Source organism: Duganella sp. Leaf61, from assembly GCF_001421905.1.
Classification (GTDB): Bacteria; Pseudomonadota; Gammaproteobacteria; order Burkholderiales; family Burkholderiaceae_D; genus Rugamonas; species Rugamonas zoogloeoides.
Genome location: NZ_LMLM01000012.1, coordinates 440,455 through 456,258 on the forward strand (window position 1 = coordinate 440,455; position 15,804 = coordinate 456,258).

The following is a 15,804-nucleotide window of genomic DNA, read 5'->3' on the forward strand; positions in this document are numbered from 1 at the left end:
CCTCGCTCATTATCTTATACCCAGTTTCGCCACATAATTAATTTCGAATGTCATGGACCACTCAATGCCTCAGGCGCTGTTTGGTCGATCCTTGACATAACGCGCAGGAACTCCTGCGACGATCGTGTATGCCGCCACATCTTTGGTAACGACTGCTCCGGCCGCCACGATGGCGCCATTGCCTATGGACACCCCCGGCATCACCTGGGCGCCGCATCCAATCCAGACATCATCACCAATGATGACATTGAGCCTTGAAGCATCCCAGGGCTGATCGACGATGCACCGGCTTCGGTCGATCGAATGATTGCTGCCGATGATGCTGACCTGCTGCGAAATCAGGCACTTGCGCCCGATCTGTACCAGAGCGCCACCCAGCCTTATATTGTTCATTTCGCCGATATATGTATGCTCGCCGACAACCAGTTTTGAGGCACTCTGATGGGTGCTGTCTTCGTTGGTGCAATGAATTACTGTATGCGCGCCGATGCTTACATTGGGAGCCAGGACCACGTCCGTAACTCTGTCGTAGAAGATCCGTGCCGTGCTATCGATACGACAATTAAACTTCGATGACAGCAGCAGCAAACGGGCTTTCATCTTGAAAAACTGGTACGCATAGCGAGCGACCACCAGCGGAATGAACTGATTCTTTATATTGTATTGAGAGCCCATATAGACGCATTCACCTCGGTGACCGTTAATCCTTCAAGACTTTCAAGCCGGCTGCGCCCAAGCCGAACTGGTAGAAAATCGACGTCCATTCCTTCAAACTCTGCATGAAGGTGCTGCGGTCAATTTTTTCTGGCACCACGACCGTATCTCCCGGATTGAGCGTGTCGCCGCCGAGGCTGTTGAACCAGCCGCTGCTCTGGCTACTTTGAGCCGTGCCATCGGCGCGAATGATATACATTTCAGATTTGTTCGCACCCGCAGTCAACCCACCAGCCTGGTTGACATAGTCGTTCACGGTGCGACGGGGACGATAGACAAACGCGTTCTGCTGGAATACGGAGCCCAGCACGTCAACCGTACCCGGACGGCGCGGAATATAGATACTGTCGCCATTCTGCAGCGGGATATCCGGCAAGTTTTTCATTTGCGTTTCAACGCCGGGCAGTTCAAGAACGATACGACCCTCGGCTTTGATGGTCCGCAATTTCTGCACGATACGACGTTGCTGCTCCACCTCGGCTGCCAACTTGGCCACAGCAGCTGGCTCGCTGGCGCTGCTCAGACGCTGGGTAGAATTGGACTCCGTTTCACGTTCGAAGCGGGCTGCCACCTCGTCCAGTTTTGCCTGCTGCTGTTTACGTACGGAGTCGCGGGTTAGCTGCATTGCATAAAGATAGCCGTTTTCATTGGCGCCACCCACGCGGCTGATCAGCTCGCGCAAGGTTTCGCCTTTCTTCAAGCGGAAAATACCGGTTTGCTGGACTTCGCCGCCGATGCGCACATATTCGTTCTGGATTTGTGCTTGCACCGGCACTGCGCCTGGTGCGAAGGCGCGCAGGACGTCGGTTGGCTTGACGGGAATGGCGGCCAACTGCTTACTACTGACGACGTTGTCAGCCGTAAATTCCGCCACGGTGACGTATTTGTTGTCGACGTTCTTCTCAACGATCACCTGTTTGGTTTCAGCGGCAGAGTCAAAGCCGCCAGCCCAGTTGATGACATCGCCGAGGTTGGCATCGCCCTTCAACTCGAAGATGGCTGGCTGCTTGACATTGCCGGTCAGTGCCACCAGCGGACCAACTTCCGGAATATAAATGACATCGCCATCGCGCAAGGTCGCGTCGCTGCTCTTGTCGCCCTTGGTCAAGATGTCATACAAGTCGAAGCTGGTAATGGTTTGCGCGCCGCGTTTGAGCTGGATATTGCGCATACTGCCGGTCGCATCCGGACCGCCCGATGTGAACAAGGCGTTCAACAGGGTGCTCATGGCGCTGAGCGTGTAAGTGCCTGGTCGCGTGGCATGGCCGACAACGTAAATCTGTACTGAACGGGTCTGCGCGATGCTGGCGGTGAGTTCAAAATTATTGTAAATCTTGCCAACCGCCTTCTTCAGGTAGCCCTGCAAGTCCTTGTACTGCACGCCGCTGACCTTGACGGAACCCACGCGTGGAATGAAAATCGCGCCGCTGCGATCGACAGTGGCGCTGACATCGATATCGACCATGCCCCAGCCGCGCACCTGCAGTTCATCGCCAGTGCCGATCACGTAGTCCTGGTTAACCTGCACACTGTCAAACGGCGCAAAGGTCGAAGGCACGTCGCTGAACAGGTCGCGGCCGAAAATCTTCAGCTCTTGATCGGTCACACCGGTGGCATACCTCTGGAACGGGCCAGCTTCGGCCGGGGCACGCGTATCCGGGCGAGTCAATGGCGGCGTCGTTACCAGGCGCGAATCGGCACGGCTGCGTATGGTCGGCAAGTTGCCGCCCTCCGAGGCCGCTTGCGCCTTGGCGAGATCGCCAAGCGAAAGTTCCTGGGCCACGGAAAAGGAAGTGCTCGCTCCAAGCAGGCAAGCAGAGAGTATCAATTGTTTCATAAGAGGCTGGGATGGGCGCAATTGCTTTTTCATGCTGGTCTTTGTCTGAATGATGAATATTGGGTCAATGTGCGATGCAGGCGTTCGCGCTAGGGGTCAACTGCCACTTAATATTTGGTTTGCCAGGTCACACTGATTTCCTTCAGTCCCGGCACAATCGACAGGCCCGACTTGGTCTGGTCGCGCTGCGCGTGCCACAGCCAGCTGCCAACCGCGTAGCCAAGGACGCCGCCGGCGACGGTATCGGATACCCAGTGCTTGCGTCCTGCGACACGGCCTGCAGAGCCGAGTGCCGCAACGCCATACAGCCAAGGGGCGTCATACTCCTTGGCAAATGGCGTCACTGCGGCAAACGCCACTGCCGAATGCCCGGACGGGAAAGAAGCATCCGACCGGGAATAGCCATCGCTGACGCGTGACCATGGACCGCGCTCTTCTTCCGGACGGGCACGGCCGACTGCGTACTTGCCCACCAACGACACGCCGGTGGCGGCAGCAATCGACTGCATGGAAATCAGGCCGGTATTTCGCATGCGTTCGTCACCCAGCGCGAAGGCGGCACCAGCGGCGCCTACCAGCACGTAAGGCAGTGCATTGCCATAAGTATTTAAACCACGCAGCACTTTTTTGTCATGGTATTTTTTCATCTGGCGATCCACCGGCTTGTCAGCCAGCGCCGATACCAGCACCGCGCCGATGGCCAGGCTGGCCGGCCGCAGCCACTCTCGTGGCGCAGGCACGGCATTGAGCGACTGGTCGATGCGCTCATGGACCACCGGGATTGGATTGTCGAACGGCACATCGGGTGGGTTTACCGCTGGCAGTTGCTGCTCGTCGGGACGCTCCGCAAAGTTGCCCAGGCCATCATGGGTATTCATGTGGCGACGTGGCTGTTCGATCATGTCATACAGGTCGCCGGGGGACGCCACCATCTGACCCACGTCGCGGGTCCACGGCGAGATCGAGAAGCCGGCGAGGCCCTGCGAATCCATCGGCAGCATGACGTTGAACGGCACCGACAAAAAGATGCCGCGGTCGTGATATGGCTGCCCTGGCCTGCCCGGCGGCGTGATGTCGTTGCCGTCAGTGCGGCTGTACCATGCGCCGACTTCTATGCCGGACTGGAAGCGTCGCTTGAACTCGACACGCACGCCCTCATCTTTGGCCAGGAAGCGGCCTGCGCGCGCGGTTACGGTAATGCCCCGTGGCAACCTGTAATGCAGCGACGCGATGGCGGTCACGGTCTTGTAGTCCAGGCTATCGAACAGGCGTTTGTAGCCACGCTGTTGCAGCGCATCGACCGACAGGTCGACCGCCCAGCGGCTGTCCTTGGGCAGATACAGCATCTGTCCGCCCACACCGCGATACATATCCTCGTACAGCCCTACAGAGCCACGCACATACAAGCGTTCAGCCGGGTTCAGATACTTGTTGAGCAGTACGCGGCTCAAGGCGAAACGGCTTTCACCTAAATACTTGGCCACGTCGGTGCGGACGTGGGGCAGATTGCTGTTGGACGGCTGCTTGACGCCCGATACAGTTTCGATCAGTGTCAGGCCGGCTGCCGCATTCAAATACAAGCCGTCGCCGAGGCGGCGATCGTAGTTAGCGGCAGCTGAGAGCGAGTACCGGAAAGCCCCACTCGGGTCGTTGAAAAAGAAACCGAGCTTCGGCGCCACCTTGAAACGGTTGCTCTCCCTGTCCACCGACGTTACCTGAACCACATCACCCTCGTGCCCCATGGCAACCCGCAACTTGCCATCGCTTTCCACCTGGCGCGCATTGGCGGCCACTGCGGGAACTGTCGCCGAGACCGCCGGTGCATGCACCTCAGCCACGCCAGTTGCCGGGCTGAGCGGAACCGGGGGCAGTGCAGGAGAGGAAGAGGTGTCGGACGCGGCTGACACGGAAGCGGCTGCAGGTGCCTTTACCGACGCCGGGCCATCGAGGAGGCCGGCCAGCCAGCCCTGTTCGGCATCGCTGATCACGTCATCTGGGCGCGGATAGCGCACCAGCACCGCTTCATCGAACGTCGCCCGATCGATTTTGCCGGCAAGATAATCATTTAGCCTAGGCAAGTCGAAGAACTCGTACGTCGTCATCGGCTGGTCCAGCACCGTGTAGGTGACGTTGATTGCGGTCGCCCCGGCCGGCATGAAGGCCAGCGCCGTGCGCACCGCACGGCCCACGGCACGTCCCATATTGGAAATGCGGCTGTTGGTGAGTGTCAGGTGCAGCACATTCCCGTTCAAGCTCACCCGGATGTTCTTGAAATCCTGCGCCACCAGTGCCTTGACCAGGTCGGCGCCATATTCCGGATCCTGGCGCCACTCCCGGTTCGACGGCGGCGTAATCGGATCCTTGTCCTGAAAATAGGCCGGCTCGTAAATTTTGGGGACGTATTCGCGCTCGCCGAAAGGTATGCTCACGAAGGCATTAACGCTGAAATGATCACGTCCACGCGCCGCCTGGATGCCCAACCAACCCCAACGGTATTCGATGCCAACTGCAGGGCCTTTGCGACGCTTGGCCGCACCGGTGGCTTGCGGTAGATAATCTTGTTTGTAATCGATCGAGTTATATTCTGCTACAACTGACCAATTTGGATGATTAAGAGACGTCCAGCGGGCACCGGCAAACAGACCATCAATGCGCTTGGTTCCATAGCCAAGACTCCACTCCATATTGCGGGCAGCGCCCACGGTCTTGCTGGCCACAACATACTGACTCTTGAACAATGCCGTACCAAACACATCGTTGGCTCCGACGGCTACCGACGGCATCCAGTCTCGTTCCTGCCACAACTGTAACTTGCCGTCGACAACTTTGTCCTTGTAGCGGCCATAGCCGGCGCCATATTCGGGATCGGTGACCGAATTGGAAAAGGCGGGAACGCCAGTAATGGAAACGTAGCGTCCGGTCACCTGCAAGGCAGGCAAGATAGTGGATGTTACCCACATCTGACCATAAGGACTGTCGTAGCCATAGCCAACACTGAACGTGCCATCGGCCTCCACCACCGCGCTGGGCGTATTGATATACCCCGACTGGCCGTTGTTGCCCGGCGTCGCGGCGAAGCTGTTCTGCCCTGCGAGGATCAGGCAGCCACACCAGGTATATTTAACCGATTTTCTAAGCGCGCTTAACAAGTCCAACTACCCAAAAAAATACTCCTAATTCGCTACTTCCTTGTAGATCAGGAGCCGAGCAAGCTGGAGGTGGAATTCGAACCAAAGAGAAGCATGGCGCCCATCTTCTGGTATGTGTGATCACGTGATACCGCTCTCCGGTGCACGCGCCGCCCGCATGATACATGAGCGGACCACGAGTTTCACGGACGGTTTTGATTTTTAACAAACTTCAGCAGTCAATCGCGACCATTTTACCATCGTTAGCAAATAAGTACGCTGAATTATTGCTCCAAAGCTCTACCCGAAAGACGCTATCGGCGTCAAAAACCACACTGATATGCATCTGTCAAGATGGGAAATCAATCGCATAAATATTCGTCGGCCGCTCTCCCGGCGGTAACAACCTTATTTCCTGAAACCGCAGCCCGAGCTTGTTTAACAGCCGGATCGAGTTGACGTTGCCCGGCGCGGTCAGGCCCAGCACGCGAGTGATGCCGAGCGGTCCGCGCGCCAGTTGCAGCACGGCCTGGGCCGCCTCGTAGGTGTAGCCGCGCCCGAAATGCTCGGGGCGGATGGCATAGCCGATATCGACATCGGGCAGGAAATCGCGGCGGATCAGGCCGCACATGCCCAGCGCCTGGCCGTCTTCCTTGCGCTCCATGATGTACAGCGAGTAACCGTGGCGTTGCTGCATTGCCAGCGGGCCGTCGATGAGGGCGGTGCGGGCCTGCTCGACGCTGCGGATACCCTTGTCGCCGATGAATTCAAGCCAGGTGGGGTCGTTGACCAGGGCGTAATAAAAGGCGGCATCGTCGGTCTCGACGGTGCGCAGGCGCAGGCGCGCTGTCTCCAGGATGATCATGCGTCGGGCCAGTGCGAGGGGTCTTCCAGCAACTGGTACATCACGTATACATCGACATAGCCGAGGTACTGGTGGTAATAGGCGCGCGGCAGCGTGCCGACGATGGCAAATCCGAGCTTTTTCCACAGCAGCACGGCGGCGACGTTGGAACTGACCACGTAGTTGAATTGCATGGCCAGGTAGCCGTGCCGGCGTGCCCGCGCCAGGCAGTCGCGCCCCAGCATGGTGCCCACCCCCACGCCCTGCGCCGCCGGCCCCACCATGAACGAGGCGTTGGCCACGTGGGCACCACGGTCGCGCTGGTTGGCGGTGAGGCGGTACATGCCAAGCAGGCGGTCGCCGTTGAGCTCGGCTACAAAGCTCTCGATGCCGGGGCCGAACCAGTAGGCGTGGCAATCGTCGCGGCTGGTGTCGGCAGCAAAATAATAGGTGTCGCCGGTGGCGATCAATTCCTGGAAAATGGCCCACATGGCGCCGAAGTCGGCTTCCGTGGCGGGGCGGATCGCGATTTCTTTCAAGACAGCTCCATGCGATGGCGTCGGTGTTTGATTGTCATGGATTTCTGCTGGCAAGTCCAGCGCACCGCCGCCGCGCCCACTAGCGTGTCAGGCGGAAATCGACGACATCGGGCCGCCCCGGCAAACTCAACCGCGCTTGCGCGCGCGGCGACTCGGCCACGATCTGGCCGCGCCGCATCACCAGCCGGCGCGCGGCGCGCAGGCGGATCGCTTCCACCGGGTCGGCCGCATCGAGCAGCACCAGGTCGGCATGGCAGCCGACCGCCACGCCATAGCCGTCCAGGCCGAGGATGCGGGCCGGGGTGTCGGTTACGGCCGTGAAGCAGGCGCGCATGGCGTCCTGCCCCGTCATCTGCGCCACGTGCAGGCCCATATGCGCCACTTCCAGCATGTCGCCGGAGCCCAGGCTGTACCACGGATCCATCACGCAGTCGTGGCCAAAGGCGACGTCGATGCCGGCGGCCAGCATTTCCGGCACCCGCGTCATGCCGCGCCGCTTGGGATAGCTGTCGTGACGGCCTTGCAGGGTGATGTTGATGAGCGGATTGGCTATTGCCGCCACCCCGCCCTCGCGGATCAGCGGCAGCAGCTTGCTGACGTAATAATTGTCCATCGAGTGCATCGAGGTCAGGTGCGAGCCGGTCACGCGGCCGTGCAGGCCCAGCCGGTGGCTGTGGTATGCAAGCGTCTCGATGTGGCGCGACAGTGGGTCGTCCGACTCGTCGCAGTGCATGTCCACCCGCAAGCCCTTGTCGGCGGCAAATTCGCACAGCAGGCGCACCGACTCGGCGCCGTCGGCCATGGTGCGCTCGAAGTGCGGAATGCCGCCCACCACGTCGACGCCCATGGCAATCGCCCGCTTGAGGTTGGCGAACGCGGTAGGACTGCGCAGCACGCCGTCCTGCGGAAACGCCACCAGTTGCAGGTCCAGGTACGGCGCCACCCGGCGCTTGACGTCGAGCAGCGCCTCGACGGCCAGCAGGCGGTCGTCACAGACGTCCACGTGCGAGCGGATGGCCAGCAGGCCGCGCGCCACCGCCCAGTCGCAATACTGCAAGGCGCGCTCGACCAGCGCCTGCTGGGTCAGCTCGGGTTTCAGTTCGCCCCACAGCGCAATGCCTTCGAGCAGCGTGCCGGACGCGTTGACGCGCGGCAGGCCATAGCTGAGCGTGGCGTCCATGTGAAAATGGGCATCGACGAACGGCGCGCTGACCAGGTCGCCGCCGGCATCGATCTCGCGCCCGGCAGTGACGGCCAGGGCATGGCCGATGGCAGCAATGCGGCCGTGTTCGATGGCAATATCGACGCCGGTCTGGCCGTCGGCAAGGTTGGCGTTACGTATGACCGCATCCATGGGAACCCCGGCTAGTTGTTGATGTCGTTGATTGTAGACAGTTTCAACGGTTTGCACTAATTGTTGCGTCGCGGTAATCGATAACCGATATTTCTGACTTAAATTTGCGATAGATCAAATGTGCCATAATCAGTCTGGACACCGCATTTTTCCATGTGGCACTCTTGCAGCACTCTAATTGCGCCCTTTACCCCCATAGCACAAAAAATAACTTTTCAAGCCCCGTGTTCGTGGCTAGAATGTTCCAATATTGCATCGCAACAGACCCGTCGCCAGGAGAAACCATGTCTTCGATTACCGAACAGTTTTCCGCCGTTACCAAATCGCAACTGGAAGCCCAGTTCCAGATCTTTAACAGCCTGGCCCACACCGCGGTCGACAGCGCGGAAAAGTTGATTGCGCTGCATATCAACACGACCAAGGCGTCGGTGGAAAAATCATCCGCCGCCGCCAAAAAGCTGCTGGACATTAAGGACGCCAAGGAACTGTTCAGTGCCAGCCGCGATACCCCGACCGGCCTCGACAGCCTGCTGGCGTACAGCCGCGAACTGTTTGCCATCGCCAGCGGCGCCCAGGCCGAGCTGATCAAGAGTACCCAAGGCACTACCCTGCCGCAACTGGCTGCACCTTGGGCGGCACCGGTGGCCGAGGCGGCTAAAACAGCAGCAACGCCAGTGGCTGAAGTTGCGAAAACAGCGGCAGCACCGGGGGCCCAGGCAGTGCAGGCGGCTACGCCCACCGAGACCGCAGCAGTACCACCAGCAGCAGAGCCTGCTCCCGCCCGGGCAGCGGCACCGGTTACAGCCGCTACTGCGGAACCTGCAGCGGCACCAACGACCGCCGCCGTGACCGAGGAGCCGGCGCCACCCGCCACCACGATCCAGGCAGCCGTGTCGGCCGCGGTGCATCCGGATGCAGCGTCCGCCGTCGCAGACACCCCGGCGCAACTGGCACCGCAGCCGCTGGCCGCTACCGTCGCCCCCACCGCGCCGGAAGCCATCCAGCCGGCGCTCAAACCGGCCACCGAGACCGCGCCACCTGCAGCAGCGAAACCGGCATTCCCGGCCGCCAAGCCGATCGCGCTGGCCGCCGACACCAAGACTTCCAAGCTGAAAACCATCGCGCCAAAAGCCAAGCCCGCCGACGCACCTGCCTGTAAACACAAGAAGTAAAATCAGTCAGCACCGCCGGCAATCACTGCCCGCCAAGCCGCCTGTCCCCTCCCCCTGGCGCCGCGCCGTTCGGATGCCCCCTCGGGCTCCGAACGTTGCCCCGACAGCGCCTCGAAGAGGTTCCCGAACGGGTTCCCGAACGGGTTCCCGATTAGGTTCCCGAAAGGTCCCGAACGGCCTCCTGAAAGGGCTCCACCAGGTCCCATTAAAGGGCTCGGCCGGATCCCGATTCGGGCCGTGCGCCCACCCGATCGCTTGCCTTGCTGTATCCTAGCGGACTACGCGCTGGCAGTACGCTGCCAGCCCCAACGCTCACCGAGGCAACATGTCTACTCTCTCCGCGCTGCTGGGCGGTTTCATCCGCCAGCACAAGCGCGCCTATGCCCTGTCCGGCCTGATGCTGGCGGGCGTGGCCGCGCTCAGTATCTGGGTGCCGCGCAAGGTCGGCGCCATGATCGACGGGCTGGCCGCCCACACCCTGTCCGGCGACGCCCTGCTGCTGGAAATCGGTTCGCTGCTGTTGATCGGCCTCGCGATTTATTTCCTGCGCGTGGCGTGGCGCCAGCTGCTGTTCGGCGCCGCCTATAAACTCGGCGTGTCGCTGCGCACGCGCCTGTACGCCCGTTTATCCGAACAGGGCTCCGCCTTTTACCAGCGCCAGCGCACCGGCGACCTGATGGCGCTGGCCACCAACGATATCGACGCCATCGAAATGGTGGCCGGCGAAGCGATGCTGGCCGGCTTCGACGGCGCCCTCACGCTGGTGATGGTGCTGGGCGTGATGCTGCTCGGCGTGGACTGGCGCCTGGCCTGCATCGCGCTGCTGCCGTTCCCGCTGATGGCATGGGCGTTCTGGTATATCTCGGGCCACATCCACACCGCGTCCACCGATTCGCTCAAGCGCTTCTCGGACCTGAACGACCATGTGCAGGAAACCTTGTCGGGCGTGCGCACCCTGCGCGCGCTGGGCCTGGAACAGCGCAGCGCCAAACAGTTCTCCGAACTGGCGCAGCGCGCATCGGACGCCAGCTTGCGCGCGCAGGTGTGGGAGGCGGCGTACGAACCGGCCGTGGGCCTCACATTGGCTGCCGCCAGCACGCTCACGCTGGGCCTGGGCGGTTACCTGGTGTGGCACGACCAGCTCACCATCGGTTCGCTCACCGCGTTTACCATGTACCTGGGCCAGTTGATCTGGCCGATGTTCGCCGCCGGCTGGGTGCTGTCGCTGATCGAACGCGGACGCGCCGCCTGGCAGCGCCTGCAGCCGATGCTCGCTGCGCCGCTGGCCATCGACGACCATGGCACGCTCACCACCATAGCCCCCGGCGCGCTGGTGCTCGATCACGTGCGCTATGCGTATGCCGACCAGTCGGTGGCCGCGTTGCAGGACATCTCGCTCACGCTGGCACCGGGCCAGACCCTGGGCCTGGTGGGACCGACCGGCAGCGGCAAGTCCACCCTGCTGCGGGTGCTGATGCGCCAGCTCACGCCGCAGGCAGGTACGGTGACGTGGAACGGCCACGCGCTCGACCAATATACGCTGCACACGCTGCGCGCCGGTATCAGCTGGGTGCCGCAGGAGTCGTTCCTGTTTTCGGCGTCGATCGCCGACAATATCGCGCTGGCACGCCCGCAGGCCACGCGCGCGCAGGTGGAGCACGCGGCCAACCTGGCAGCGGTGCACGACGACATCCTGAAATTTGCGCAGGGCTACGAGACCGAGGTAGGCGAAAAAGGCATCACGCTCTCCGGCGGCCAGCGCCAGCGCGTGGCGATTGCCCGCGCGCTGCTGGCTGATAACGACCTGCTGCTGCTCGACGACGCCTTGTCGGCGGTCGATACCGGCACCGAAACGCGCATCCTCGAACACCTGGAAGAACTGCGCCAGGCGCGCGCGGGCCGCAGCGCGGTGATCGCCAGCCATCGCCTGAGCGCAGTGGTCAACGCCGACCTGATCCTGGTGCTGCGCGACGGCCGCATCAGCGAATCCGGCAGCCACGAACAACTGCTGGCGCAGGACGGCTGGTATGCCAGCCAGTGGCGCTACCAACAACTGGAGGCCTCGCTCGATGCCGCCTGATTCCATGCTCACCACACCCGACACCACCTCGATCGGCGCCCAGACGCGCCAGGCCTTCTCGCTCCTGCGGCGCGCCGCCCGCCCCGACCAGCACCACCTGGGCTGGGCCGTGCTGTGGCTGATGCTGGCCGCCCTGTTCGAAGTGATGGGCCCCATCATGGGCAAGGCGCTGATCGACGAACACCTGCTGCCGCACCACCTGGACTGGCCGCGCATGGCCCTGTTGCTGGCCGGCCTTCTGCTGTCCGGCTGGATCGCCAGCGGCCTGCGCTACCTGCAACTGGTGCGCCTGTCGGGCCTGGCCATGCGCTCGGTGATGCGCCTGCGCGAAATGGTGTATACCCACGTGCTGCTGCTGCCGATGTCGTTCTTCGATCGCGCCATCACCGGCCAGCTGGTCTCGCGCGTGACCAACGATACCGAGGCCGTGAAAAACCTGTACATCCAGGTGCTGTTCGTCATCCTCGACAGCACCATCGTGCTGGTGGGGACGATAGCCGCCATGGCCTGGCTCGACGTGCGCCTGATGGGCATGGTGCTGGCGCTGCTGCCGGCGGTGCTGGTCATCGTGTTCCTGTACCAGCGCTGGAGCGCGCCGGCCGTCACCCGCGCCCGCGCACTGCGCAGCGACATCAACGGCCAGATGGCCGAGTCGATCGGCGGCATGAGCGTGCTGCAGGCGAACAATGCGCAGCAGCGCTTCGGCGACCGCTTTGCCGCCACCAACCAGGCCCATTACACCGCGCGCCAGGCCGAGCTGCGCGCCAACGCCTGGCTGCTGCGGCCCGCGCTCGACCTGTTCAACGTGATCCTGCTGGCAGTCGTCATCTTCGTGTTCGGCCAGCGCCAGATGACCGCCACCGAGGTGGGCGTGCTGTATGCATTCATCAGCTACCTGGCGCGCGTGATCGAGCCGCTGATCCAGATCACCATGCAGTTCAGCCAGTTGCAGCAGGCCGTGGTGGCCAGCGCCCGCGTGGCCACGCTGCTCGACGAGGCAGAAGCCAAGGAACACACTGCAGCTGCCATCGGCCAAGCTGCCGCTGCCGACCAAAGCTCGTCGGGTCCGCAGCCAGCGGTGGCGATCCGCCACCTGGACTTCGCCTACAACCCCGGACAGCCGGTGCTGCACGACCTGTCGCTGGAAATTCCCGCCGGCGCCTTCATCGGCATCGTGGGCCATACCGGCAGCGGCAAGTCCACCCTGCTCTCGCTGCTGCTGCGCTTTTATCCGGCGCCGCACGGCAGCATCACGCTGCACGGCGTGGCGCTCGACGACATCGACAACGAACGCTTCCGCGCCGAAGTGGGCCTGGTGCCGCAGGATCCGTTCCTGCTGGCGGCGTCCGCGCGCGACAATATCGACATGGGGCGCGGCCTCACGCAGGCGCAGATCGAGACGGCGGCACGGGCGGCGCATGCGCACGACTTCATCATGGCGCTCGAACGCGGTTACGACACCGAACTGGGCGAAGGCGGCTCGCGCCTGGCCGTGGGCCAGAAGCAGCTGATCGCCATTGCCCGCGCGCTGGCTGGCCAGCCGCGTATCCTGCTGCTCGACGAAGCGACGTCGCACATCGATTCGCAGACCGAGCAGGTGGTGCAGGTGGCGCTCGACGAATTGCGCGGCAAGGTGACGGTGATCGCGATTGCGCACCGCCTCTCCACCATCCGCGATGCCGATCGCATCATCGTGCTCAATCACGGCCGCATTACCGAGACCGGCCCGCACGAGGAACTGATGCAGATCGAGGGCGGCCTGTACCAGCGCCTGTACCTGCTGCAGCAACTGAGTACCAGTTGACCACCAGTTGAGCACCTGCCAACCTGTTGCTCGCCGTCGCCATAGTGTGTCTTTGCACGCACAAATGCGCGATGGACGCTGAATTCTCGATTGCAATACGCCTATAATTGATTTCGCTAAACAAGACAAATGCGAAGGGGCGGCGTTGGCGGGATCGGGATATCGGGGACGGACGGGCAAGGCGCACACCAGCGTCCTGGCGCTAGCATTGGCTGGCGCCCTGGCGTCGGCGCTGGTCCCCGCCCTGGCGGCAGCGCCGGCGCCAGCACAAACCCAGTCTCAGGCGGACAACGAGGCGCTGCGTGCGCGCCTGATCGAGATCCGTGAACAAAGCCGCTTCCTGCCTGAAAAGGCCCTGGCCGCGCTCGACCAGATCGGCCCCGAACTGGAAGGCAAAGCGGGCGCCCTGGAGGCCGACCTGCTCACCATCGAAGCGGACGCCCGCATGCGCCAGGGCCGCTACGATGACGCCATGGCCGCCGCCGAAAAGGCCATCGCGCTGGGTCGCGAGCTACACGATGACGCGGTCGTTGCCAAGGCCCAGCTGACCAAGGTCTATGTGCTGTTTGCGCGCGCCGATGTCGATGCCGCCCACAAGCTGGCATTCGAGGCTGAAAAGCTGGCCATGCGCACCACCAACGCCGCCGTGCGCGCCCAGGCCACCATCACTGCCGGCCAGACCCACGCCGAGCAGGGCAACTTTCCGGCTGCACTGATCAAACTGCAGCAGGCGGTGGAAATCGCGCGCGGCGTCACCAGCGACCCCACCACGCTGGCGGCGGCGCTCAATGCGCTTACCCGGCTGCTGGTGCAAATGAAGGAGTTCGACCAGGCCGCCGCCAGCCTCGACGAGCTGATGGCCGAAACGGTGAAGCTCAATTCGCCGGGCCGCATGTCGATCGCCAAAAACGCCGAATACTGGCTCACCAGCGATACCGGCCAGATGCAGCGCGCCATGCGGGCGCTGCGCGCGGAACTGGAGATCGAGCGCAAGATGGGCGCCGAGCGCATGGCCACCACCACGCTGGTCAACCTGGCCGACCTTCACCTCAAGCTGCGCGACTTTCCGCGCGCCGCCCAGTATGCGCAGGAAGCGCTGCATGTCACGCAGCGCAACAACGACGCCTCCACCGAAGCCACCGCCCGCGTCAACCTGGGCAACGCGCTGCTGGCCATGGGCCGCATCGGCGAAGGCAAGCGCCAGTTCGAAGCAGGCATGGAACGCTACGAAAAGGAAAACAACAAGCCGGAGCTGCAACTGGTACTGCGCGAGTACGGCGTAGCGCTGGAGAATGCCGGCGACCTGGCCGGCGCCCTGAAAGCCTACCACCGCGAGCGCGCGCTGTCGGACGAACTGTTCGAACGCCAGCGCCAGAAGTCGATGCTGGAGCTGCAGGAAAAATACGAGACCGACAAGAAGGAGCGCCAGATCGAGCTGCTCAGCCGCGAAAACCAGTTGCAGACGGCGGAACTGGACAATCGCGCGCTGCAGCAGCGCGTATGGTGGTTGCTGGCGCTGGTGTTCGCGCTGGCGGCGGTGGTGGTGGGCCTGTTGTACCGCAAGGTGCGCCAGACCAATGCCCGGCTCGAGGAAAAGAATCTCGAACTCAAGGCCCAGTCCACGCTCGATCCGCTGACGTCGCTCTACAACCGCCGCCACTTCCAGGACTACATGCGCACGCTGGCGCCCATGCCGGCAGCGGCGCATGCGGGCTGGCCGCAAACCGAGCAGCGCGTGCACCGCAGCGACGACCTGGTGGGCGCGCTATTCCTGCTCGACGTCGACCACTTCAAGCATATCAACGACAGCTACGGCCACGCTGCCGGCGACGCCGTGCTCAAGAAAATCGCCGAAAACCTGCGGGTGGCGCTGCGCGAGACCGACATGATCGTGCGCTGGGGCGGCGAGGAATTCCTGGCCTTCATGCCGGCCGTGCCGCGCGACGGCCTCGACGAGATCGCGCGCCGCATCCTGCAAGGCATTTCGGCCCAGCGCGTGACACACCAGGAGCACGAGATTGCGGTCAATGTGTCGGTGGGATTTGCGCCGTATCCGCTGGCGCCGGGCGCCACGCCGCTGGCGTGGGAACGGGCGGTGAACCTGGTGGACATGGCGCTGTACCTGGCCAAGGCCCACGGCCGCAACCGCGCCTACGGTGTACGCGGGTTTGCCCATTTCGAGCGCACGTCGATGGAGTCGATCGAACAGGACCTGGAACGCGCGTGGCGCGAAGGCTACGTGGACCTGAGCGTGGTGCTGGGCGGCGCGCCGGAAGCACCGCCGCCGTCGCAGGACAACGTGGTGCGGTTCAGGCGCGCCGGCTCTTGATTG

10 protein-coding genes are annotated in these 15,804 nt (G+C 62.7%); 4 read left to right on the plus strand and 6 right to left on the minus strand.

Annotated elements, in window-relative coordinates:
• Nucleotides 1-69 precede the first annotated feature (69 nt).
• The 6 genes from ASF04_RS28595 to ASF04_RS10965 all read right to left on the minus strand — a co-directional run bounded on the left by ASF04_RS28595 (nt 70) and on the right by ASF04_RS10965 (nt 8,416).
• Complete coding sequence (locus tag ASF04_RS28595) at nt 70-675, minus strand: DapH/DapD/GlmU-related protein (protein ID WP_056141088.1); 606 nt, start codon at nt 673-675, stop codon at nt 70-72.
• Between the two features lie 25 nt (nt 676-700).
• Entirely contained in the window at nt 701-2,584 is a 1,884-nt protein-coding gene (locus tag ASF04_RS10945) for an SLBB domain-containing protein (protein WP_082488690.1), read from the minus strand.
• Between the two features lie 74 nt (nt 2,585-2,658).
• Nucleotides 2,659-5,706, minus strand: a complete 3,048-nt coding sequence (locus tag ASF04_RS10950) for a YjbH domain-containing protein (RefSeq protein WP_229205004.1) — start codon at nt 5,704-5,706, stop codon at nt 2,659-2,661.
• Nucleotides 5,707-6,028: 322 nt separating this feature from the next.
• Nucleotides 6,029-6,544: a GNAT family N-acetyltransferase gene (locus ASF04_RS10955; RefSeq protein ID WP_056141093.1), complete on the minus strand. Its 516-nt coding sequence runs from the start codon at nt 6,542-6,544 to the stop codon at nt 6,029-6,031.
• Nucleotides 6,541-7,062, minus strand: a complete 522-nt coding sequence (locus ASF04_RS10960) for a GNAT family N-acetyltransferase (RefSeq protein WP_056141095.1) — start codon at nt 7,060-7,062, stop codon at nt 6,541-6,543. Before ASF04_RS10960 ends, ASF04_RS10955 begins: the two co-directional genes overlap by 4 nt.
• A 79-nt stretch (nt 7,063-7,141) precedes the next feature.
• Nucleotides 7,142-8,416 (minus strand): amidohydrolase family protein, encoded by a 1,275-nt coding sequence (locus ASF04_RS10965; protein ID WP_056141098.1) that lies wholly within the window; start codon nt 8,414-8,416, stop codon nt 7,142-7,144.
• 284 nt (nt 8,417-8,700) lie between these two features.
• Between ASF04_RS10965 and phaP the strand changes: the two genes are divergently transcribed.
• The 4 genes from phaP (at nt 8,701) to ASF04_RS10985 (ending at nt 15,801) form a co-directional block, all read left to right on the plus strand.
• Nucleotides 8,701-9,588, plus strand: a complete 888-nt coding sequence (phaP, locus tag ASF04_RS10970) for a phasin family protein (protein ID WP_056141100.1) — start codon at nt 8,701-8,703, stop codon at nt 9,586-9,588.
• A 325-nt stretch (nt 9,589-9,913) separates the two neighbouring features.
• Nucleotides 9,914-11,668: an ABC transporter ATP-binding protein gene (locus tag ASF04_RS10975; RefSeq protein WP_056141102.1), complete on the plus strand. Its 1,755-nt coding sequence runs from the start codon at nt 9,914-9,916 to the stop codon at nt 11,666-11,668.
• Entirely contained in the window at nt 11,658-13,472 is a 1,815-nt protein-coding gene (locus tag ASF04_RS10980; RefSeq protein WP_156368602.1) for an ABC transporter ATP-binding protein, read from the plus strand. The genes ASF04_RS10975 and ASF04_RS10980 overlap by 11 nt, the downstream gene beginning before the upstream one ends.
• A gap of 208 nt (nt 13,473-13,680) precedes the next feature.
• Nucleotides 13,681-15,801, plus strand: a complete 2,121-nt coding sequence (locus ASF04_RS10985; protein ID WP_307140326.1) for a GGDEF domain-containing protein — start codon at nt 13,681-13,683, stop codon at nt 15,799-15,801.
• The last annotated feature ends 3 nt before the right edge of the window (nt 15,802-15,804 follow it).

Coding starts and splice junctions, on each gene's coding strand:
- ASF04_RS28595 (WP_056141088.1), bottom strand. CDS start 675: ATGGGCTCTCAATACAATATAAAGAATCAGTTCATTCCGCTGGTGGTC.
- ASF04_RS10955 (WP_056141093.1), bottom strand. CDS start 6,544: ATGATCATCCTGGAGACAGCGCGCCTGCGCCTGCGCACCGTCGAGACC.
- ASF04_RS10980 (WP_156368602.1), top strand. CDS start 11,658: ATGCCGCCTGATTCCATGCTCACCACACCCGACACCACCTCGATCGGC.
- ASF04_RS10945 (WP_082488690.1), bottom strand. CDS start 2,584: ATGAAAAAGCAATTGCGCCCATCCCAGCCTCTTATGAAACAATTGATA.
- phaP (WP_056141100.1), top strand. CDS start 8,701: ATGTCTTCGATTACCGAACAGTTTTCCGCCGTTACCAAATCGCAACTG.
- ASF04_RS10975 (WP_056141102.1), top strand. CDS start 9,914: ATGTCTACTCTCTCCGCGCTGCTGGGCGGTTTCATCCGCCAGCACAAG.
- ASF04_RS10965 (WP_056141098.1), bottom strand. CDS start 8,416: ATGGATGCGGTCATACGTAACGCCAACCTTGCCGACGGCCAGACCGGC.